Origin of the sequence: Bacillus sp. MYb78 (genome assembly GCF_002975115.1) — a bacterium.
GTDB classification, from domain to species: Bacteria; Bacillota; Bacilli; order Bacillales; family Bacillaceae_G; genus Bacillus_A; species Bacillus_A cereus.
Genome location: NZ_PCOB01000018.1, coordinates 48426 through 70064, shown reverse-complemented (window position 1 = coordinate 70064; position 21639 = coordinate 48426). Strand labels below are relative to the sequence as shown.

The window sequence follows — 21639 nt, the reverse complement described above, 5'->3', positions numbered from 1 at the left end:
TATTTCATTTACATTGTTAACACTTTTAAACGAATGATAAAAAGACATAATATTTGTACATTAAAACTGTAACAGGTAACATACATAATTATAAAATATGGGAGGTTGTAAAGATGAGGCTAACTCTCTTTCGCTATTTTCTTTTTTTCTTAGGATTAATTTTCTTTGGCCTTGGAAACGCTCTTGCAGTCAAAGTTAAATTTCTCGGCTTGCACCCTTGGGAAGTTTTAAATATGGCTCTCTACCAAAAGTTTGGATGGACCATCGGTACGTGGAGTGTCATATGTGGGTTATGTCTCGTTCTAATATCTTTACTAGTAGATCGAAAATATATAAATGTGGGGACATTTTTGAATGCACTACTTATCGGTCCCATTATGGACTTTTTCTTACAATCAAACATGCTTCCAGACGCTAGTAATTATTTATGGATAAACTTACTCATTTTATTTTCTGGTATTGCCATTACAGGTATCGGGGGAGGTATGTACGTTGCGGCTGGGATTGGCGCTGGACCCCGTGATGGATTCATGCTTACTATTTCAGACAAAACAGGACTTTCTATTAGCCGTGCTAGAATCATAGTAGAATGTATTGTACTAGTTATTGGATTTATGCTAGGAGGTCCTGTTTTCATCGTAACTTTTCTGTACACCTTTATTCAAAGTCCAATCTTTCAGCAATCATTTAAGATGTTTCAAACACTTTTACATACTTTACATGGCAAAAAGAAAATTAGCGAACATATTTAAAGTACAGCTTAATACAAATAAATCCACCCTATTTACGACTCTCATCGCAAATAGGGTGTTTCTGTTTTTATCTCGCAATTTAAGAATATATACTACTCATTTACAATAAAAGTATATACATCATCATAAATACAGCCATTTACTTTAATCACATACTTCCCAGGTTTATTAAAACTAATTGTGTATTTATTTAACTGAATTGCTTCTTTATCTCCAGAAAGAATATCAATGCTTCTGCCACTTAATACATACAATTCATTTAGATTCATCGTTACATCAATTGTATTGAAATTTTCTATTTTCACTTGCTGTGCTTCCGCAACGCTTACACTTGGTTCTAAAAACAGTAGTCCACTTAATCCAATCGTCCCCGCTAAAGCAACTCCCGCAAACTTTTTAATCTGTTTCATTATAATGACCTCCTTATAGATTTTGCGTAAAGGTAATGTCCGCCCTTACACCACAAAGCCTATATGTAATGAAATGAAAAGTAAACGGGGACTGTAAGACAAAATTCTACATCTTTTTCTCCTATTGAATATAAATCCAACGTTTGGAGTTTTGACACATTTAAAATTGTTTCCCTAAACCAATTTCCCAATAATTTATTCAAATACTGAATAATTACTTATTGATTTAACATTCTAAAAATAGTTGATAAAGATGCTTTCTATTCAAAAAAGACTTTGCTATAAAAGTAACTTTTACAACAAAATCCATGCAACTAATTTTATTCCTCTTTCCATAATCTCTCCACATTCATTAATTGTTCTTCTTTAAACTCCATCTTATATATATCCGGTTTTGACGTATTCATTAAAAATTCAAAACCATATTGTTTATCAAAATAATTTATCATTAATGTCATGACAAGCCCATGTGTACCAATTACAATTTTGCGTCCTTGAAAATCCAATAAGATTTCTTTTAATACTTTCACTACTCTTCTCTGGCAATCTGCATATGACTCTCCTTCCGTTCGTGCAAAGTCTGGATTAGAGAACATCTTCTGTACAAGTGGATACACCTCTTTGTCTGATATAACCTGATCCTCACTTGAAAACATACACTCTTTAAGATTTTCATATACTACTATTTCTTTTTCATGGAAATTAGCTGACTCCTCTATCGTTAACATAGCCCGATTATAAGGACTGGAAATAAAAGTATCAATCCTCTCCGCTTTTAATATGTCAGTTACTCTACGGGCATCCATATGTCCCCTCTCAGTTAACCCGCGCATTCTTTCATTTCCTTCTAGTTTTGGTGATTCACCATGTCTAACCATATAAATATATGTGCTCATAATTTCTCCTTAAAATTTTTTATAAAGTGAAACTTTAATTAGCTATCACTAATCGGGCTTTTACAGGCAGCCCGCCCCCACCTAATTTCTTTGCTTCCGCTAAATTTTGAGGTGGGGGTCTTACTGCCCGGCAAATAGCGAGATAAGTTAATAAATCACGTTCATTTATCCCATTTCAACACTTAGGCGTAATACTAAAATACTTTATAAAACGTGCTGATTTGTTCGTCTAATCCATTCTCCTACTAAACTCTCAAATAATTCAGGCTGCTCAATTTGCAAATTATGCCCTGCCATATCTAACACTGCTAATGTTGCCCTTGGATATTCTTCAATAATTTCTATAATATTTTGATAACCCACTGATATATCTTGTCTTCCAGTCAGTAAAAGAACGGGATTTTCATATTTTTTACGCTGAAAATCCATAGTAAGAGAGTAATTCTTTTGCAACCTTTCAATAAATTCATCATTAGCAACATCTAACCCAGGCTTAATTTCTTCTTTAAATCGCTTATATGTATATTCATTTACTATTACAGCTAACTCACAAAATGCCTCTCTTTCTGTGGAAGTGAGCGTATTTAAAAATTCCTCATCTTGTACAATTACCTGTTTATCTGGAAGAATCCTTTTTTCTGGCTCCGCTACAACAACAGGACATACTAATAGTAATCCGCTAACTCTCTCAAACATCTTTGCAAGTATACCTTTGGCTAAATAGCCTCCATATGATTCTCCTACCAATAAAAATTTTTCAGTAGAAATGATTTCCTCAATAAATGTGATAAGCACTTCTACTATACGATCTGAACTATTTATCCAATTTGGAGCATTCGATTTTCCCATTCCAGGTAAATCAATATATATTCGCTTATAACCTTCATATTTCTGAAATACTGATTCCATACATTTCATCATTAACCTATGGTCAGGGGCGCAGCCATGTATGATAATGACCGGTTTACCCTCTCCCACAATTTCATAGTATATTTCTGCATCTTTAATTCGATATATCATAAAAAAGCCTCCCTATTTAGTGGCAATACTATTCCACTCTGTAAGAATACACGTTCTTATTTTATATCCTTTCTCAACATTTTCAGATTAAAAATAAAAATCTCACAAAAAAAAAGATACTCATCATTTTATATGCAATTTTGCATCTCCACTTACAAATCACTAAAAAAACTTTACAATTCAAAGGATGACTAAATATACAATTTCTATTTAAAGTCTTGATACAGTCTATACTATCAACCGCAATATTTTTTTAACCTTAAGAATACTTACACTCTTTAACACTTTCCTTATAAACATGATTTTTATAAGGAAATCTGATACAATTCTTAAATAATATTATTATGTATAGATATAACGAACATAGTGCATAATTAAAGAAGGTGATTTCATTGAAATTAAATAAAAATTTACAATTATGTATATTAATCGGAACATTAATATGCTATTCAATCTATTTTATGTTTTTCTATCTGTTCCCTACTCATTTTTCAAATTCAGATGTACGCTTCGCTTCACTTGTCGTTGAAGCCATTACATTTGTATCACTAATTTACTCTATATATTCTAAAAAAGTCAGTTCAAATCCGTTTTGGATATGTATTACAATAGCAATTGGTAGTTTTTTATTAGGGAAAATAGTATATACATATCAAGATAGCTTCTTCGAAATTCCAATACATCGTTTTACGGTTTCTGATGTATTTTACATGTTTTTTCTATTTTTCTGTCTTATCGCTTTCTCCTATAAAATCTTAAAGGAATGCAATAAATGGGAAAAAGCGTTCTTTATTTGTGATATATGCATAGTGCTTACTTCCATATTTACATTAGAATGGTATTTATTTAATCAACCAAATTTAAATATATTCGCTCTTTCACTAGGAGATGTTTTCCTTTCATTTTTATATCCAATTGCAGATTTATTATTTCTACTGCTAGGTGTTAGTCTCTTTTTCCGTCCAACAATTTTTAATTCCAAACGGAAAATTTATATATTTATTTTTGTATTAATAAGTTCTGCAACTTTTAACTATATTTATTTTTACTTAAATAACCACTTATCAACAGAAACAATAACTTTATTACGTCTTTTATATAGAATACCTATATTACTTATTGCAATAGCTGGCTCTATTTCAGAAGATCATAATAGCCATAAAAATTATTTCATTGTAAACCCTATAATAGGAAAAAAAGCTTTAGTTGTATTTCCCTATCTTGCTGTTGCAATACTAATCGGGTTTACATTAAAAGAACAAACATCATCTTCAACTCTCATTACAGGGAATTGTATTACTTTTATTTTCGTACTCATTCGTCATTCTATCGTACGTATGCAAAACAATTCCTTAACAAAACGTTTACAGGCATTTAATGCCCAACTAGAAGAAAAAGTTACTGTACGGACGTCTGATTTAGTTCATAAATCAGAGGCTCTTTCTCAAAAACAACAAAAGTTTAAATCATTATATGAATATCATCCTGACCCTATTTTCACCATTGATTTAAATGGAACATTCTTAAATGTAAATAAGGCTGGGAGTGTACTACTTGGGGCACCAACGGATGAGTTACTAGGCGAAACTTGTTTTTCGATCATTTTAGATGAAGATAAGCATAAGCTAGCATTGGCATTAGAAAAAGTGAAACAACAAGAATCGGCATTCTTACAACTTAGTTCTCAATATAAAGATGGCTTTACTTATTTTTTATACGTTACAATCATTCCTATTATAATAGACGGACAAATTTCAGGAAGCTATATTATGGTGAAAGATATTACTGCACTAAAAAAACAGCAAGAAGAAATAAAATATTTAGCATTCCATGACACTGTAACGAAAATTGGGAACCGTGCCTTTTTCCATAAGAAATTAAAGAGAGTTATAAAAAATGCTAAAATAACAGAAAGCGAGTTTGCATTATTATATTTAGATTTAGATCGCTTTAAAGCAATTAACGATACACTTGGACATTCGTCAGGAGATTACATATTAGAAGAAGTAGCAAAGCGATTCCAATCATGTCTTCCATCACATACTCATCTTTCAAGAATCGGTGGCGATGAATTTACAATCATAATTGAAAACTATACTGACGAAGATTACTTATTCCAATTATGTAACCAATTATTTGAATGCATGAAAAAATCATTTATCATACATGAGCATAAATTAACTTTATCACTGAGTATCGGTATCGCTATTTATCCACATTCCGGAATCGATACCGCTACACTTCTGAAAAACGCTAATGTTGCAATGTATGATGCAAAAGCAAAAGAGCTTAATTCTGTCTCTATTTATGACGATGTAATCGCTAAAAAAATTGAAAGACGATTACGATTAGAAAAAGATTTACCAAACGCACTACAAAATGAAGAATTGTTCCTTTTGTATCAACCTCAAGTTGATAGTGAATCTAATAAAATTATCGGTGCAGAAGCTTTAATTAGGTGGAACCATCCTGAATTAGGTATTATTTCTCCATACGAGTTTATTCCGATTGCAGAAGAAACACTACAAATTATTTCAATAGGAAAATGGACATTAGAGCAGGCTTGTAAGCAAATGAAACGTTGGCACGCACTCGGATATTCACATTTAAAAATAGGTGTAAATTTATCTGCTAAAGAATTTGAACAAGAGGATTTTGTAAAATCTATTTCTTCTACTTTAACAAATACAGGTTTACCAGCAAGCTCTCTTGATCTTGAATTAACAGAGCGAATTGCAATGATGGATGAGCGAGAAACATTGATAAAACTGCGTACACTAAAAAGTTTAGGGATTCACATCTCAATCGACGACTTTGGTACAGGTTATTCTTCGCTAGCCTACTTACCTTTATATCCAATTGATACGTTAAAAATCCCGAGAGAATTTATTACAATGTCTGAAACATGTGATGATGGAATGGAAATTATTAAAACGATCATCACATTAGCAAATACATTAGGAATGTCTGTCATTGCTGAAGGTGTAGAAACAAAAGAGCACGTAAATTTCCTTCAAAAAAATAAATGTCAGTTTATTCAAGGTTATTATTACAGTAAACCTATTCATATTCATGCATTTACTGAGCTATTAGAAAACGGCATTCACCGATAGTACATAACTAATTAGAATAAATAATAATGAATTTGAACAAATATAGTAAAAAGGAAAGAAGATACCTTCTTTCCTTTTGTTTTTCTATTTACATTTCTATTACTTCACCACTTCATTTATTATATCTATTATTTGATGAATTCCCTCATCATTTGTTTTCTTATATCCATTCATGTTTTGAATATATTTCTCCTTATTTGTATACAACTTATTTACTGCATGTATAAATGTATTCGTACTTACTCTGTCTTGGAGTATAACTTCAGCATATCCTTGCCGTGAAAAATATTCAGCATTTAAAACTTGATCTCCCCTACTGGAACTGTTAGTTAACGGGATAAGCAACATCGGTTTCTTCAAAAATAACAATTCAGAAATAGCAGTAGAACCCGCTCTGGAAACTACAACACTTGCCATATTTAGTATATGCGGCAACTCGTCGCCTATATATTCAAATTGCATATACCCCTCCATGCCAATAGATGGGTCTACCTTTCCTTTACCACATATATGAATAATATTAAATTTTAATAGTATTGTATCTAAACATTCCCTTACCATATCATTTATCCACTTAGCACCTTGACTCCCACCCATAATTAATAATACTGGTTTATCTTGCTGAAATTCACAATATCTTCTTCCTCGTAATACGTTACCCTTCTCAATTTCTTCCCTTACAATTGGTCCTACATAAACCTTCTTCTCATTACTTACATTTTCTCCTGTCTGAGGAAATGTTGTGCATAGCTTTGTAGCAAAAGGTAATGCTATTTTATTGGCAAGCCCTAATGTGCTATCTGGTTCACGTATAATTATAGGCACACGATTTAACCATGCTCCTATAGCTACAGGAACTGAAACAAATCCTCCTGCTGAAAAGATAACGTCAGGCTTTGTTTTCTTAATTAAATTATAACTTTGTAAACAACCGCGTATAATTTTAAAAGGATCTTTAAAATTCTCCCAATCCCAATATCTCCTAAGCTTTCCCGTTGAAACACTATTGTATTTAACATTTTGCACTAATGATTTTTCAATTCCATTTTTTGATCCAATATACTCGACTCTCCAGCCTTTCTCTATAAATTTAGGAATTAATACAATATTAATCATAACGTGTCCGGCTGTACCGCCCCCAGTAAAAAGAATCGTTTTGCTCATAACTTATACCCACCTTTATTATTAAAAATCTATCTTTCTCTTTACCTTTTAAATGTAAATAAACTTATTATTTTTTATATAAATCTTTAACTCCACCTCTATATCTTGTAAAAGATCGTTAATGAGTTCATAAAAATCATTTCCATACTCACTACACTCGTATTGAGCAAAGATTTGAATTACATATCTAGTTTCCGTCTCTAATGCTGATTTTATTTGATTAACCCTTTTTTCTTCTACATACGCTTGATATTTATGTATTGCCTCATAAAGACGCAATACATGCGCTTCTTCATCTCTCCAATCCAACGTATCAACAATTGAAAGAAATAGCGTATTTTGATTATCTATTATTTCATAATCATTCATATATTTCTTACACCCTTTTTTGTTTTTCATTGCATGCAGATGTCACTACACTTCGCATACTCAAGTACATCTTTTAATGATTGATGAAATTCAATTTCTGGGATCCAACCTAACCTTTTTATTTCCTCTATTGCTAAACTCTCATTTGAGTCGCTCCCATTTTTCTCTGTTTCCTCTATAAAAAAATTTAGCTGTGTTAATTCTTTATATTGTTCTAGTACATTTAATAAAGATCGTTTTACTCCTGATCCGATATTATATTGTGTTCCATTTATTCCATCTCGTAATAACACATGATACGCTTTAATCGCATCACGTACATCTAGAAAATCTCTACTATCTTTCAAACTGTTTACTTCAATAATGGCTTTACTTCTACCTGATTCTATATCTATCATTTTCTTTGCGAGAATCGAACAAATGCCATTCGATTCCCCTGGACCAATTAAGTTTGAGGGCTTTGCAATGATAATATTTGAATCCATTAATCCTCCCCAAGCCTCTGCAATAATGACTTGCATCGTTTTACTTAAACTATATGGATTTGAAATTTTTATTTCGTTCATACTATCTGCTTGCAAAGCAGATCCTATAACTAATGTTCTACAATGCGAGGCTTCTTGCTTAATTGCTTCTAATAAATATAACGTTCCTATTACATTAATCTCTATATACTCAAGAGCAGCTGTCCAAGATTCTATAACCGAATTCCTTCCTGCTAAATGCAATACGTAGTCTGGCTTTATTTGTTTCATTACCTTCATTACTTCGCTCTTATTAGTTAAATTACAAGTAATACCATTTCTAATTTTTTCTCTATGTGCACGATTTTGAAACATAGGAATTACATGAAAGCCCTGCTCTAAAAAATATTGGCAAGCATGGCGTCCTGTGAAACCATTTGCACCAGTTATTAAAAGGCTCGCATTTTTTTTCATCGCAAAAACCCTCCTTTTAATAGCATTTGTTTCACCTCATGTTTTGCAAGCAAGTCTTGTTGAGAACTAAAACTCTTCACATCCACTAGCGGATAGCTAGAATAATATTCTTGAAGTCCTTCGATAGGAATCGTCGGTAGTACCACAAAATAATTTTGATCAAAGCTTATACTTGTTTTACTCTCTACCTCAGATAGAAGCATTTCACTTAATTTTTCACCCGGTCTTATCCCTACCTCTTTCACCTTAATGTTTTCTTTTTTTGAATCTTCAATTAATATTTCTGCTAAATCTGTTATTTTACATGCCGGCATTTTCATAACAAAGATTTCCCCGCCTCTACCTTGATATACTGCTTTAAATAACAATCCAACAGCATCTTCAACTGTTAAGAAAAATCTAGTCATATTCGCATCGGTAATCCCTACTTGTGAAGATCTTTTAATTTGTTGTTTAAAAAGCGGTACTACACTTCCACTCGTTCCTAAAACATTTCCACCACGAACACAAATGAATTTTGTTTTCTTCGTTTGTATATTCGCATGAACCATTAATTTTTCACCAATTGCTTTTGTCATCCCATACGTATTTGATGGATCAGCTGCTTTATCCGTTGAAACATATATAACTTTTTCAACTTGCGTCTTTGTAGAGGCTTCAATTACATTTTGCGTACCATGTATGTTAGTTTTTATAGCTTCATAAGGATAATACTCACATACTGGAACGTGTTTTAAAGCTGCAAGATGGAATACATAATGTACACCTTGGCATGCATAGACTAGTTGATCTTTATCACGAATATCTCCAATAATAAATTTTAGCCTATCATCATTTATAAACTGTTGCTGCATTTCAAACTGGACCGTTTCATTTCTTGAAAAAACTCTAATTTCTTTCGGTGATTTTTCTAATAGTTGTTTTATAAGTTCATGCCCCCACGAACCTGTACCACCAGTAATTAAAATTATTTTATTTAACATTCCTTTTCCTCCTACGAAACATCTCAATTTAAATAATATTTATTGAATTATTTTCAATTGATTCAAATCATAATCGTCGTTTGTTACATTTAATTGACAAAATAAAAAAACAGAAACTATTAAACTTAGTTTCTGTTTTTCATTTCACCTCACAACAGTAAGATTTTTTATACTGTTTGCATGATAAATAAATTCCTTGTAAAAAACACCGCTCATTTATTTCTTATACTCGTAATAAAATAAATAGAATGATTCATAGCCAATAATCATGTTTAAATTTATGAAAAAGGGAGGTAACGGAATGGACCGAAACAATTCATATCATACATATAACGGACCTTCCAAAGCACTGCCTCTCTCCCTATTCGATGTAAAAAATGAATTGAAACAAAAAAGCAAACTTATTCCTTCTGATACCATGTATAAATTAACGAAAGAAGAGCAACTCATCATCAACAAAATAAAAATACAAACAGAACAGCTAAATAAAAATAATGTTACAAGAACACGCGCATACTACCAATTTTACATTCAATATCCAGAAATACATTGGGCACTGCTTGGGCATATGGTATCACGTAACGGCGGTTGGAATATGACTGATTTAAAGGGCGATTTATATACGAGAATTTTATCAGAGAAAGATCAATTCATATTTTTTTCTTTTTTAGAAAGAGGGAATTGGCTTATTTTCCAAGATGTATACCCTCAATTTTTACTTTACGAACAAAGTGTAAAGAGATCACAAAAGTTATTTCACCTTCTCCCTCACCTAAATGTTTCTACATTTATGGAAACGATGTGGAACGATTTTTGGAAAACAGGCAACAAAAAAACATTAGCGATTGCAACTATTGTTAATGAACAAAACTACTTAGAAAAAAGAGTGATTCAAAATGTACAATTTAAAAAGACTGTACTAAATAGTATTGGATTTAAACTCTTTGATTTCTTTCAGTTTAATCATATCCTTTTCCCATTCTACGAAAATGATAAAAAACAAAAAGTATTACTATTTGGTGATACAATGAAACATTTCACTTCCTTACATGAACGAATATTAATTGGAAAAAGATTGTATTCATTATTATTTCGAGATACACATGTTTTATCTCAAATAATAAGCTGGGCCCAACATCATCCGCATACAGGCTCAAGGAAAGATTACTGGCCCCATTTATTTTCAAGTGTAAATGAATCTTTTTCCCGTGAGTTTTATAAGCGCCGAATAAAGAAATGCCAGTTGCGAAGTGGCGCTTATCGTATATACAGTCCTTCACTCATCTATGCATGGCGAGATATGAAGCATGAAGAAGTTGACAGTGAAGATTGGTTTACCGATTGGCAAGTTGTAAATTACTTAGTTGATAAGGAGGAAAATATAAATGGACAAATTACAGAAGACTACTGCAAAACACTCGAAAAAATTGAACTCGCAATTCTCGCAAAGAAAAATGTCCTCCTCCGAGAAGAAGAATGAGTTTCTAGCATTAGTAGTTACAATCTTTCTCTCTTCTATTATTGGAACTTGTTTAGATGCTTTTTTTGTTCATAAACAAATATATTCCTTTCCAGCTAGACCCTTCTCATCCACATTTTTAGTTAATATAGCTTTTACATTGTTCGTACTGCCGATTTTAACAGTTATCTTTATACACATTTCAAAAAAATTATCTAAAGTTTCTAGAATTCTATTTATTATTTCGATCGGTATTTGCGCTAGCCTTTTTGAACAGATTGCTGAAAGTTTAGGTTTATTTGTACATAGTGCGAATTGGAACCATACATATTCTTTATTTGGTTATATGATTTTTTATTCTTTTATTTGGAACGTATATAATTGGATAAAAAAATAAAGAGACCATTATAGGTCCCTTCTTAAGCATACTCTTCCATTATTGCTAATGGTGCCAGTGTTTGAAGGCTTTTAGAGCGTAAACGATAGGCAACGACTTTCTTCTTATATTGCTTAATGACATCAACATGTTCCTCATAGCTATATAGAGAAAACCTAATCTCTTTATTCCCTTTCTTCGTATCAATGACTATTGGTGTCCCTTCTCCGTGCGGCGGGAAATAATGTTTATCTAAAAACAAAGCCTCATTAAATTCATGAATAACTTGTAGTTTCATTTCTCCCTCTATATTTTTTCCATCTATCGATATAGAAGTATTTTCCGCCTCAAGCTTTTGATGCAATTCAAATTTACTAATAATTGATTCTACAACAGAAGTGGGCATGCTAGAAACTAATACTTTAATAGCTCCAAAAACAAATAATGTAACTATAAACCATGTTGTCATTGTTATCATCTCCATTACATTTAAAAAATAAATTTCGTTCCATACGGTATTAGTATACTAATGAGTATTCCAGTTACAATCATCGTTACCGAACCGATTGTCGCCTCTTTCTCGCCTTCCTTCACGAGACGGCTCACACCGATAATATGTGATGCACAGCCCATTCCAACTCCTTTTCCAATCGTACTTGTTATACTGAAAAACTTAAGTACTGTTGGTCCGATAATAGCGCCTGTTATTCCTGCAACAACTACAAAACTAGAAGTCATAGATGGAATACCACCAATTTGATCCGCTAATGATAGGGCAATAGGCATCGTTGCTAACTGTGGTAAAGTAGTTAATATAAGTTCCTTATCTATATTTAAAATTCCGCCAATCACTACATTCATACTCGTTACAGCCACTATACCTATCACTACTCCAATAAGTATCGATAAAAAATTTTTCATAAGTATCTTTCGCTCTTTAAATAGAGGTATGGCTAATGCTACAATTGCAGGGCTCAATAAGCTTGAAAGAATGTCTCCTCCATGTTCCCTATACTCATGATGAGAAATACCAAAAATGAAAAATAAACAAATCATAATTGCCGTAACTGTTAACACCGGTAACGTAAATGCAAACGTAAATTTTTTATATAGCTTTGTCGCCAAGAAATAAATTGCTACAGTAATAATACTTAAGACCATTTGAATCGTGCACCTTGTCGATTTTATTTTTTTGTTGTTATTAATAATTGACTTATATACCCTGAAACAATCAAAGTTACTACAGTACTTGCAACTACTAAAAGGAATATAATACTCCCCTTACTTAAAAGAAAAGACCCGTATTCCATCAGCCCTGTTGTCGAAGGGATTAAAAATAACGGTAAAAATACGATTAACTTTTCCGCACCTAACTCAAACCATTTTAACGGTAAAATGCGAGTGGAAAGGAGCAGGAACAGCATTAACATCCCTATTAAACTTCCCGGTATTGATAGATGGAATATTTCCTGAATCCACGTACCCACTAAGCTAAATATATATAGCACGCCTACTTGAAGTAAAAGCATCACGTACTTCATTTCTTTCCCTCATTTCACTATCACACATCCATATTATGAAATTTCATTTAGCGTGTCGGCAAACCGTTTAATTCCAAGTTGAATTTGTTCTATATTCGCTCTACCAAACGTAAATCGTATATATTCATTTTTCGAACCTAAAACACTGCCCGGAACAAATGCGACACCATTCCGTATAGATTCACCTAATAAGTGATATTCATCAAACTTTCCTTTCACTTTACACCATACATGTATTCCACCCTCTGGCACGAAACATTCAACTCGGTCTCCCAATGTTCCTTCAAGCTCTGCAATTAATTCATCTCTTCTTTGCTTCAATTGTCCACGAAGTATCGTAATATGTGTATGAAAATCCTTTGATTCTAAAAATTGATTTGCTACCCACTGCGTAAATACACTATGGCCAAAATCAACTTGTTGCTTTGCATCTGCTAAACGCTCAATTACACGTGTAGGACCAATTATCCATCCAATACGTAATCCTGATGCAACAATTTTTGATAATGAACTTATATAAAGAACATTTCCATTTTGGTCCATTGATTTTAATGTCGGGTTCACTTCTCCATTAAAAGAAATTAAACTATACGGATCATCTTCTACAATTGGTATACCGAACTCAGAAGACAGTTCTAAAATTTTTTTACGTCTCGCTAATGAAAGCACAGTACCTGTTGGATTTTGATAATCTGGATTCAAAAAGACCATACGAATGCGATGCTTTTTGTGCAAATCGATTAAGTCATCTGGATTCATTCCATGCTCATCAACAGGTAAATGAAATATGTTTAAACCGGCCGATTTAAACATTGGAAGCGAAAAACAATATGACGGATCTTCAATCGCAATCGCATCGCCAGGTTTTAATAAACATTGAACGATAAGATTAAGCGCCTGTTGTGCTCCAGACGTAATAAGAATAGAGCTTGAATCTGCTTCAATTTGTTTATATTGCTGAACATGTGCTGCAATTGTTTTTCTCAACATCTCATTTCCAAGTGGATGGTCATAGCCGAGATTTTCCATAAATGTTTTCTCCGCCAAAATTGTTCGAAATCTATCACTCGGAATTAATTCTGGTGACAGTTCACCACTCGCTAAATTAATTAAATCATCTTTTTGTGTTTCCGTTCGAATTTGTTGAACGAGTGGTACGTTAGGTAAGAACGATCCATCCTCCACGTACCTACCCCAGTTCGGTATTCGTTTATGTGAGACACCCCATATGTCTGTATTAACCCGTGTTCCGCTTCCCTTTTGCCGTTCTACTACTCCAAGTGATTTTAATTCTTCATACGCAGCTACTATTGTACTCCGGTTCACCTGTAATTCCTTTGCCAATATACGCTCAGAAGGTAACTTACTATCAGAAGGAAATTCACCTGAAGAAATGCCTCTTTCAATATAATCAGCAATTTGTTTATATACAGGTGTCTTATCTGCACGATTTGGTTTCCATTCCATCTAGTTTCCTCCTTTCAAAACGAACTATCCTCATTTTTCACTAACAGTATTCACCGTAAAAATAGTATTAATTAGTCACATTTTCTTATCCGTAAATGGATATATCCAAAATGGTTCTTTTTCTGATTACTCAATAGCTTCTGAAATTCCAACTTCATACTCTCATTTCAGTTCTTTTACAAACTATTAAATCATTACCGCGTACCATGTTACCCCGGCCAGTAGAACAAAAAGAAGAAGAATATAGATTGCAGATAAGTTTTTCACATTTCTTTTTGTAGACTTACCGTAATTCTCCTCCACGTTTCTTGCAACTAGTACAGTCCCAAATAGCGATACAATTACAATAATAACGACTAGTGAAATTGCAAAACTCATTGTCTTTTCACCTCTCTAAGACCCATCTATTTTAATTAAAGAACTTACATAAAAACCTTCCTCTTTAAAACGTTGATAACATACTACCTTTCTTCTCTTATCATAATAGATGTTTGCAAAAAGCGGACCAACCACTTTCGTGTTTTTTTGCTCATCCACTTAAAAAAATAAAAAGCAACTGATCACTTAGGACCAGTTGCTTTTTTCACACGATAATTTTTCATTTAAAATTAATTCGATTTAAAAGTTTCGCCTTTTCATAATGAAACATCGACTGAGATAACTCAAAAATTGTTCCATTTACAAGATACACTGTATTTTCAATAAGAAGCGCCGGATCACCTTCATTTAATTCTAAAAGCTGTGCATTTTCTTTATTTACTTTTTCACAACTAATAACTTTATCAGCAAAACCAATATTTAATCGTAAATCTTTAATGAAATAACTGTATACAGAGCTTAATGCTATTTCTTCGTTCAAATATGGAATAATATCCTTTTTGAAATAACTTACTTCAATAGAGAATGGTTTAGCATCTACAATTCTTAAGCGCTTCAAAAAATACAACCTAGTTCCAGCTTCGCATTGCATCCGCTTTGCTATCTCTTCGTCCGCATCTATTACTTCCAGCTCTAACACTTTCGTTTCAATATTTTGTGAAACAAGATTTTTCGTTAATCCACGTAAACTTCCTAAATTAATGTAATCTGTTACAGAAGTTTCGCGTAAAAACATGCCACTACCTTGCACTTGAAAAATATAACCTCTATTCACAAGCTGACTAATTACTTTACGTATCGTATTACGGCTTACTTCAAATCGATTCATCAACACTTCTTCTGTAGGTAGTTTTTTCGTTTCATTAAAAAGCCCATCTCGAATGTTTTGCTCTAACACATCTGCAATTTGTTTATACTTTGCACTCATACACTTTCTCCTAAAATACTCTTTTATCTGTTATAACTCTTCCCCTCTCGTTTCGATCACACGTTTATACCAATGAAACGAAAGTTTCTTCTTACGTTTTAAGTTATCATTATGATCGACAAAAATAAAGCCATATTGCTTTTTATATCCATTTAACCAACTTAAAAGATCAATCACTGACCATGCATAATAACCTTTTAAGTTAATTCCCTCTTCAATTGCACGCTTCATTACTTTTAAATGCGCTTCAATAAATTTAATTCTCGGAACATCTACAATTTCTCCGTCAATGATTGGATCTTCATCACCAAGTCCATTTTCCGTTACATACATCTTTATGTCACCGTAACGCGCTTTCAACATATGCAATCCCTCTAAGAAACCTTCGGGAGATATTTCCCATCCCCATTTTGTATATGTTTTATCATCCATTTTAACTGTTCGATAAAAACCATCAAAAGAAGGGTTACCTGGAGCAAGCGTTGAGTTTTCTCGAGAATGTTCCTCACTCTTTATATCCATATCGTATCTTTCTACTCGTATTGGTTGATAATAATTCAAGCCAATAAAATCATTTTCTTCTGCATTTTGTTTAATGATTTCTAATTCTTCAACCGTCCAATTAGGAGTCCATCCTTTTTCCTTTAATTGTTGTACAACATAAGACGGATACTCGCCTTTTAAAATTGGATCATAATACCAATACGTTTCATATTCATTCGCATGATTTGCTGCTCGTATATTTTCTTTTTGATCATCCACACTATAAGCAGGTAAGAAAACATGTGTAATCCCAATCTCACCATATTGTTTCAGCTGCTTGTACACCGCAACTGTTTTCGCATGTGCATAAAATACATAATGAGTCGCTTGAAAATACTTTGGAACATCATTTTGGATTCCTGGTGGATGTGCACCTTTTAAATAACCTAATCCACAAAACATTACTGTCTCATTAAAAGTAATCCAATGCTTAACTCTGTCACCAAATGCCTTAAAACAAGTTTCTGCATATTTTACGAAAGCCTCTGCTGTTCTTTTATTCGTCCATCCACCATCTTTTTCTAACGGTAATGGTAAATCCCAATGATATAAAGTGACAAACGGCACAATCCCGTATTTTAAGCATTCATCAATTAAGTTGTTATAAAATTCAATCCCTTTTTCATTTACCTTTCCATCTCCAGTCGGCAATATTCTCGCCCAAGAAATAGAAAAACGATACGATTCTAATCCCATCTCAGCCATTAAGCGAACATCTTCCTTATATCGATGATAATGATCAACAGCTACATCACCATTTGTTCCATTGTATGTTTTGCCAGGAATTTTTGAAAACTCGTCCCAATTCGTAACACCTTTTCCATCTTCATTCCATGCACCTTCTACTTGATAAGAAGCTGAAGCAGCTCCGAATAAAAAATCATGTGGAAACTTCATAGTATATACCTCCATTTCATTACAACAAATCAAATTCATTCACATATATAAAATTTATAGGTACAAATTTTATATGTATGATTATATCTTATGTTTTTATTTTTTTCTATTATAAAAGTACAATTTCTATTGTTGGTTATTGGAAAAGAAAAAGAAGCGATATATTTTATCGCTTCTTACTCTCATCATCTTTATTCTTTTATTAATGACTTATTCGCTCTTATAACTTCTTGATACAATAATGGTGACCACTTTTCATTTATGTAGTCTTGAATTACCCAGCCTACTCTTGTAGGATTCTTTTGTTTTATATCGTTTGCAATTTCAGGATTTATATAAGAAGCGTAGTAATATGGACTATTCCATGCTGTACCACCAGAAGACAAGCTTGTAAAATTAATATATAGATGATTTAAATCCTCGCTATTGTTCATCGTTTCATCCATCGTATCTTTAATAGATTTTACTTTCTCATCATAATTCACTTTATATTTATCTTGTACTGTTACATTTACATTTTGGTTTACAGTTGTGGTAAACGTCTCATTATCTGGCCAATAAAAATTATTATATCCTCCAGATTCATTACTACCACTATATCTTTTTAGTAGTACAATTTTCCCACGAGCATCTCCAAGTTTTATATTTCCTTCTGTTTTTAAAAAGATAGGATCAACAAAATAATTTTTTTCAAACGTACTACTAAATGAACCTTCTGCCCCTTTCATATCCTCATACTCTTTTTTTAAAGACATAATAATTGTTTCACTCGGGTTATCTTTTAAAAATTGTTTCGCTTCATTTATGAATTCATGCAGTGTTACGTAAAGATATAATGGCCCATGATGAAGAACTATCGTATTATCATCTGTTAAACGTCCTCTTATATCAAAAATGCGAGCTCCATGGTCCATTTGATAGCGAAAATCATATTCTTGCGTCATTCCCCACACTTGCTTAATCGGATTTTGCAACTTGAACGTCCCACTATCGTGTGTTCCTGGAATTGAAATTCGTGCTAACGGGATATTATCAGGTATAGGTTGCATCCATTTTGACCAATTTTCAAGCTCATTAACAGAGCTAGCTGCAACTACTCTCTTATCATGTAAAGCAAATACAAATGTGATAAATATTGTACTACATATGAATAATTTCAAAATTAACTTCTTATTGCTCATTATTATCCCTCACTTTTTCTGTTTTTACATCAAACTTATTGAATATAATATAAGCTAGTTCATAAAAAATAAATAACATTTCATCAATATGAAATATTGCATAGAAGTAAAGTTAAAAAATCATTCACATATACTAAATTAGAAAAATTTAAAGGAACTTCATCTGAAGTTCCTTTTGCTTATTTTATGTTCAATACATATGAACCATCTTTATTCTCATATTTATAGACGTATAAATAATATTTCCCTGGCTTTGCATTATAAGTTCCTTTAACTACATTTCCTTCATTTTCACCATATGCTACATAGTTATTTAAATCTGATTCATGATGAAGTACCCATGTCATTCCGATATTTTGTTCATTTAGTAGAGAAATATTAATATTTTCCGGCGAGTCAATTTGGAAAGTAAATACATCTACTCTATCACTAGTATGTAGCGTTCCTTTCACCGGTGTATGAAAGTTAACTTTATTTGCCTGTCTAGGCTCATTGTTTGGTTCATTTTCTGTTACTTGTAACTCATTTCCACCGTTTGATTTTCTTTGTTCATAACCTAAGTTTACTAGTATAGACTTCAAATCTGGTAAAACACCAATTTTATCTGCATATGGATCTTTAGATTTTGTTCCTGTGCTCTGGTTGCTTAATATTGCTCTTAGTTCACTTGGTCTATATGGTTGTCCTAAATGTTCTTTAGCAATGCTTTGTACTAAAGTCGCTGCCCCAGCAATAATTGGCGAAGCACTAGATGTTCCGCTAAAGCTTGAAGTATAAAGATTTACAGCACTTCTACTTTGCTCGGCTGTAGTTGTATCTACATTTTCTCCCCATCCGTACACATCAATACGGCTTCCATAATTCGAAAACCACATACGTTCATGAGGGAAAGATGAAGAGCCAGCTCCTACCATAATTGCACCCGAATCTTTAAAATCTTTACTATTACGATTTAAGACTTGCTTACCCTTTCTATCTTTGAACTGATCTAAATCATTCCACCCATTTGCTCCAGCCTCTATAATTACAATTCCCTTATCTGTACCAGCACGAATTGCATCAAAAATATCTGGTTGTACTTCAACAGGTAAATATTTATCACCATATCCATCAAAGGATGCTTGCGCCTCTAATAATAAAACATCCCCAGCTTCTAACTGATTTACAGCGCTTAATATTGCATCAGCCGTATTATACTGTCCGTTATCTCTTATTTGAGAGATAACCTTTGCTTTCGCTTTTGGCGCAATCCCAATATTCCCGACTTCATTGTCCTCAGAGGATACAATTCCTAGTACAGACGTCCCATGACCGACATGCTGATTTATATTTCTTCCAGACATTAATTCAATATTTTGATGTAATAAATCCTCATGATTTAATAGCCATCCGTATTCCATATCAACAAAAGTAATACCATTTCCATTACCGCCTTGAATTCCCCAGGCGAAAGGCGCATTAATACCGTATGGGGCTGCTTCAAGATAACCTTGTTTTTTAAATCTAGGATTGTTATTAGGATTAAGAGCTACACTTGATGATTGCACTTCAGGTGGCATTATTTTCTCTTGTTTCTTCATATACGCATCTTCTATTAAAGAAGATGCCTTTAACTTATCTACTATTTCTTCTTCATACCCACTATTTTGATTTTGAAGAATATAGTAGTTTAATAGACTTGTAGATACATGATTAGGTGCTTTCACTTCAAGGTTTTGTATTTGTTCCGGGCTTACAGATGTGAATAAACGAGTAAATGTTACATCTGGATATTCTGTCAAAAGATCTTTTATTACTTTATCATTCGTTTGAGATTGTATTTGTTTTTCAATACCATCTTCATATGGCAAATCCAAATTCGCTTTAAATTTTACAATGATTTGCTTATCTGTTTCTTGTTCTATCCCTAATTTACTCTGCTGTTCTATAGAATCAGCATATACACTATTGATAGTGCCTCCTGTTCCTAAAAGTGTTGTAATGATTACAGTTGACGCACACATTTTTTGAAATATTTTCATTACATCAATCCTCCTATTAATAATTATTAATCATTATATTAATCTATAATGATTAATTCTATAACGTATTCCCTTTCTACTAAATAGATTATAGTAATCAGAAATATGAACTTCAATGTATTTTCATATGCAATATTTCATATTCTGACTCTACACTAAATGAATATGAAACTTATAGTGATTATTTATTTTATATGTGCTAATATACTTACATTAATATATTACGCATATACACATTTCAAACTACATTACTTAATCGTTTCACCTTAATTTTTTCTTAGGAGGATTTACAATGAAATTACTAAAAATAAAACATATAATTCCTTTATCTGCGGCCGCAATTACATTCGTATGTAGTCAAAGTACAGCTGAAGCTTCTACCATTCATACAGTAAAAAAGAACGATACACTTTGGGGCATTAGTAAACAATACGGAGTTTCAATACAATCTATTAAACAGGCTAATAATAAAGGAAACGATAAAACCTTTATTGGCGAACAGTTACATATTCCAGGGTCCGTGAAATCAAATGAAATCACTGTTCCTCAAAACGCCAAGCCTGCGAACATTTCTGAACAAATTATTTATCAAGTACAACCGGGAGATTCATTAGAAACGATAGCAAAGCGTTACAATGTCACTGTCCAATCTATAAAACAAATTAACAATACAGTCGGAAACAAGCTTTATACAGGACAACATTTAAAAATCAACTCAAGTATTTCACAAAAAGAAAAAGACTTAATGGCACGCTTAGTTACCGCTGAAGCAGGTGGCGAATCCTATAAAGGAAAAGTAGCAGTAGCCAAAGTTATACTAAATCGTGTAAATGCAAAAGGTTTTCCAAATACAATAACAGGCGTTATTTATGAACCTATTAAATACGGATATGCATTTACTCCTGTTACAGATGGAAGAATTAATCAACCTGCAAGTGCAGAAGCAAAAATGGCTGTAGAAGAGGCTATCTCCACAAATGGAGTAGATTCAGACTGGATTTATTTCTACAATCCAAAAACATCAACGGACAAGTGGATTACGACACGTCAAACAGTAGCAGTAATTGGTAATCATGTGTTTGCTAAATAAGATTTAAAATCATTAACAGACCTCTTCACTTAAAAGGTCTGTTTTTTTCTATGTAAGATGTTATTAATCATATGACATAGTTATTTTTTTAACTGTTTCTTCTTTCAAATAAA

The 21639-nt window shown here is 32.6% G+C and carries 21 protein-coding genes; 5 read left to right on the top strand and 16 right to left on the bottom strand.

Annotated elements, in window-relative coordinates; translation table 11 throughout:
- Positions 1-113: 113 nt before the first annotated feature.
- The gene (locus tag CQ064_RS25355) at positions 114-752 is read left to right on the top strand and encodes a YczE/YyaS/YitT family protein (protein ID WP_001241256.1); all 639 of its coding nucleotides are present in this window, start codon (positions 114-116) and stop codon (positions 750-752) included.
- Positions 753-844: 92 nt separating this feature from the next.
- On the opposite strand, the gene CQ064_RS25350 is transcribed toward CQ064_RS25355, so the two are convergent.
- From CQ064_RS25350 to CQ064_RS25340, 3 genes are all read right to left on the bottom strand, one after another.
- Positions 845-1162, bottom strand: a complete 318-nt coding sequence (locus CQ064_RS25350) for a hypothetical protein (RefSeq protein WP_000809492.1) — start codon at positions 1160-1162, stop codon at positions 845-847.
- A 320-nt stretch (positions 1163-1482) separates the two neighbouring features.
- Positions 1483-2058, bottom strand: coding sequence for a histidine phosphatase family protein (locus tag CQ064_RS25345; RefSeq protein WP_000109177.1), 576 nt, complete (start codon positions 2056-2058; stop codon positions 1483-1485).
- Positions 2059-2262: 204 nt separating this feature from the next.
- A complete protein-coding gene (locus CQ064_RS25340) occupies positions 2263-3078 on the bottom strand; it encodes an alpha/beta fold hydrolase (protein WP_000640331.1) in 816 nt (271 codons plus the stop codon).
- A 392-nt stretch (positions 3079-3470) separates the two neighbouring features.
- On the opposite strand from CQ064_RS25340, the gene CQ064_RS25335 reads away from it, so the two are divergent.
- Positions 3471-6191, top strand: coding sequence for a sensor domain-containing protein (locus CQ064_RS25335; protein ID WP_000773568.1), 2721 nt, complete (start codon positions 3471-3473; stop codon positions 6189-6191).
- Between the two features lie 99 nt (positions 6192-6290).
- Here CQ064_RS25335 and CQ064_RS25330 read toward each other — a convergent pair whose 3' ends face one another.
- From CQ064_RS25330 to CQ064_RS25315, 4 genes are read right to left on the bottom strand one after another with little or no spacing between them, the layout of a single operon-like run.
- Positions 6291-7355: an undecaprenyldiphospho-muramoylpentapeptide beta-N-acetylglucosaminyltransferase gene (locus CQ064_RS25330; RefSeq protein WP_000047560.1), complete on the bottom strand. Its 1065-nt coding sequence runs from the start codon at positions 7353-7355 to the stop codon at positions 6291-6293.
- A gap of 48 nt (positions 7356-7403) precedes the next feature.
- Positions 7404-7754: a DUF6572 domain-containing protein gene (locus tag CQ064_RS25325; RefSeq protein WP_015055176.1), complete on the bottom strand. Its 351-nt coding sequence runs from the start codon at positions 7752-7754 to the stop codon at positions 7404-7406.
- On the bottom strand, positions 7751-8662 hold the full coding sequence (locus CQ064_RS25320) for an SDR family oxidoreductase (RefSeq protein ID WP_000739092.1): 912 nt from the start codon (positions 8660-8662) through the stop codon (positions 7751-7753). The genes CQ064_RS25325 and CQ064_RS25320 overlap by 4 nt, the downstream gene beginning before the upstream one ends.
- Positions 8659-9645, bottom strand: coding sequence for a UDP-N-acetylglucosamine 4,6-dehydratase family protein (locus CQ064_RS25315; RefSeq protein ID WP_000932607.1), 987 nt, complete (start codon positions 9643-9645; stop codon positions 8659-8661). Before CQ064_RS25315 ends, CQ064_RS25320 begins: the two co-directional genes overlap by 4 nt.
- A gap of 301 nt (positions 9646-9946) precedes the next feature.
- On the opposite strand from CQ064_RS25315, the gene CQ064_RS25310 reads away from it, so the two are divergent.
- Both CQ064_RS25310 and CQ064_RS34160 read left to right on the top strand, forming a co-directional pair.
- Positions 9947-11125 carry a DUF2515 domain-containing protein gene (locus CQ064_RS25310; protein WP_000375774.1) on the top strand — a complete coding sequence of 393 codons (1179 nt, stop codon included), beginning with the start codon at positions 9947-9949 and terminating at the stop codon, positions 11123-11125.
- Complete coding sequence (locus CQ064_RS34160; protein WP_015406501.1) at positions 11100-11501, top strand: CBO0543 family protein; 402 nt, start codon at positions 11100-11102, stop codon at positions 11499-11501. The genes CQ064_RS25310 and CQ064_RS34160 overlap by 26 nt, the downstream gene beginning before the upstream one ends.
- Positions 11502-11523: 22 nt before the next feature.
- Here the strand turns inward: CQ064_RS34160 and CQ064_RS25300 are convergent, their stop codons facing one another.
- The 9 genes from CQ064_RS25300 to CQ064_RS25260 form a co-directional block, all read right to left on the bottom strand.
- Positions 11524-11949, bottom strand: coding sequence for a YfmQ family protein (locus CQ064_RS25300; protein ID WP_000214633.1), 426 nt, complete (start codon positions 11947-11949; stop codon positions 11524-11526).
- Between the two features lie 20 nt (positions 11950-11969).
- The gene (locus CQ064_RS25295) at positions 11970-12641 is read right to left on the bottom strand and encodes an LrgB family protein (protein WP_000244407.1); all 672 of its coding nucleotides are present in this window, start codon (positions 12639-12641) and stop codon (positions 11970-11972) included.
- 23 nt (positions 12642-12664) lie between these two features.
- Positions 12665-13021: a CidA/LrgA family holin-like protein gene (locus CQ064_RS25290; protein WP_000878380.1), complete on the bottom strand. Its 357-nt coding sequence runs from the start codon at positions 13019-13021 to the stop codon at positions 12665-12667.
- A gap of 33 nt (positions 13022-13054) precedes the next feature.
- Positions 13055-14488: a MocR-like pyridoxine biosynthesis transcription factor PdxR gene (gene pdxR / locus CQ064_RS25285; protein ID WP_000454956.1), complete on the bottom strand. Its 1434-nt coding sequence runs from the start codon at positions 14486-14488 to the stop codon at positions 13055-13057.
- 186 nt (positions 14489-14674) lie between these two features.
- A complete protein-coding gene (locus CQ064_RS25280; RefSeq protein WP_000006458.1) occupies positions 14675-14866 on the bottom strand; it encodes a hypothetical protein in 192 nt (63 codons plus the stop codon).
- 220 nt (positions 14867-15086) lie between these two features.
- On the bottom strand, positions 15087-15794 hold the full coding sequence (locus tag CQ064_RS25275; RefSeq protein WP_001274919.1) for a GntR family transcriptional regulator: 708 nt from the start codon (positions 15792-15794) through the stop codon (positions 15087-15089).
- Positions 15795-15824: 30 nt separating this feature from the next.
- Positions 15825-17234, bottom strand: a complete 1410-nt coding sequence (locus tag CQ064_RS25270; protein ID WP_000671631.1) for a glycoside hydrolase family 1 protein — start codon at positions 17232-17234, stop codon at positions 15825-15827.
- A gap of 191 nt (positions 17235-17425) precedes the next feature.
- Positions 17426-18415, bottom strand: a complete 990-nt coding sequence (gene plcA, locus CQ064_RS25265; protein ID WP_000066296.1) for a phosphatidylinositol diacylglycerol-lyase — start codon at positions 18413-18415, stop codon at positions 17426-17428.
- Positions 18416-18594: 179 nt separating this feature from the next.
- Entirely contained in the window at positions 18595-20436 is a 1842-nt protein-coding gene (locus CQ064_RS25260) for a S8 family peptidase (protein ID WP_000689202.1), read from the bottom strand.
- 292 nt (positions 20437-20728) lie between these two features.
- Between CQ064_RS25260 and CQ064_RS25255 the strand changes: the two genes are divergently transcribed.
- Complete coding sequence (locus tag CQ064_RS25255) at positions 20729-21526, top strand: cell wall hydrolase (RefSeq protein ID WP_000771003.1); 798 nt, start codon at positions 20729-20731, stop codon at positions 21524-21526.
- Positions 21527-21639 lie beyond the last annotated feature (113 nt).

Coding starts and splice junctions, on each gene's coding strand:
- CQ064_RS25290 (WP_000878380.1), bottom strand. CDS start 13,021: ATGAAGTACGTGATGCTTTTACTTCAAGTAGGCGTGCTATATATATTT.
- CQ064_RS25320 (WP_000739092.1), bottom strand. CDS start 8,662: ATGAAAAAAAATGCGAGCCTTTTAATAACTGGTGCAAATGGTTTCACA.
- plcA (WP_000066296.1), bottom strand. CDS start 18,415: ATGAGCAATAAGAAGTTAATTTTGAAATTATTCATATGTAGTACAATA.
- CQ064_RS25260 (WP_000689202.1), bottom strand. CDS start 20,436: ATGAAAATATTTCAAAAAATGTGTGCGTCAACTGTAATCATTACAACA.
- CQ064_RS25345 (WP_000109177.1), bottom strand. CDS start 2,058: ATGAGCACATATATTTATATGGTTAGACATGGTGAATCACCAAAACTA.
- CQ064_RS25355 (WP_001241256.1), top strand. CDS start 114: ATGAGGCTAACTCTCTTTCGCTATTTTCTTTTTTTCTTAGGATTAATT.
- CQ064_RS25270 (WP_000671631.1), bottom strand. CDS start 17,234: ATGAAGTTTCCACATGATTTTTTATTCGGAGCTGCTTCAGCTTCTTAT.
- CQ064_RS25300 (WP_000214633.1), bottom strand. CDS start 11,949: ATGACAACATGGTTTATAGTTACATTATTTGTTTTTGGAGCTATTAAA.
- CQ064_RS25315 (WP_000932607.1), bottom strand. CDS start 9,645: ATGTTAAATAAAATAATTTTAATTACTGGTGGTACAGGTTCGTGGGGG.
- CQ064_RS25350 (WP_000809492.1), bottom strand. CDS start 1,162: ATGAAACAGATTAAAAAGTTTGCGGGAGTTGCTTTAGCGGGGACGATT.
- CQ064_RS25310 (WP_000375774.1), top strand. CDS start 9,947: ATGGACCGAAACAATTCATATCATACATATAACGGACCTTCCAAAGCA.
- CQ064_RS25325 (WP_015055176.1), bottom strand. CDS start 7,754: ATGAAAAACAAAAAAGGGTGTAAGAAATATATGAATGATTATGAAATA.
- CQ064_RS25295 (WP_000244407.1), bottom strand. CDS start 12,641: ATGGTCTTAAGTATTATTACTGTAGCAATTTATTTCTTGGCGACAAAG.
- CQ064_RS25340 (WP_000640331.1), bottom strand. CDS start 3,078: ATGATATATCGAATTAAAGATGCAGAAATATACTATGAAATTGTGGGA.
- pdxR (WP_000454956.1), bottom strand. CDS start 14,488: ATGGAATGGAAACCAAATCGTGCAGATAAGACACCTGTATATAAACAA.
- CQ064_RS25330 (WP_000047560.1), bottom strand. CDS start 7,355: ATGAGCAAAACGATTCTTTTTACTGGGGGCGGTACAGCCGGACACGTT.
- CQ064_RS25275 (WP_001274919.1), bottom strand. CDS start 15,794: ATGAGTGCAAAGTATAAACAAATTGCAGATGTGTTAGAGCAAAACATT.
- CQ064_RS25255 (WP_000771003.1), top strand. CDS start 20,729: ATGAAATTACTAAAAATAAAACATATAATTCCTTTATCTGCGGCCGCA.
- CQ064_RS25280 (WP_000006458.1), bottom strand. CDS start 14,866: ATGAGTTTTGCAATTTCACTAGTCGTTATTATTGTAATTGTATCGCTA.
- CQ064_RS34160 (WP_015406501.1), top strand. CDS start 11,100: ATGTCCTCCTCCGAGAAGAAGAATGAGTTTCTAGCATTAGTAGTTACA.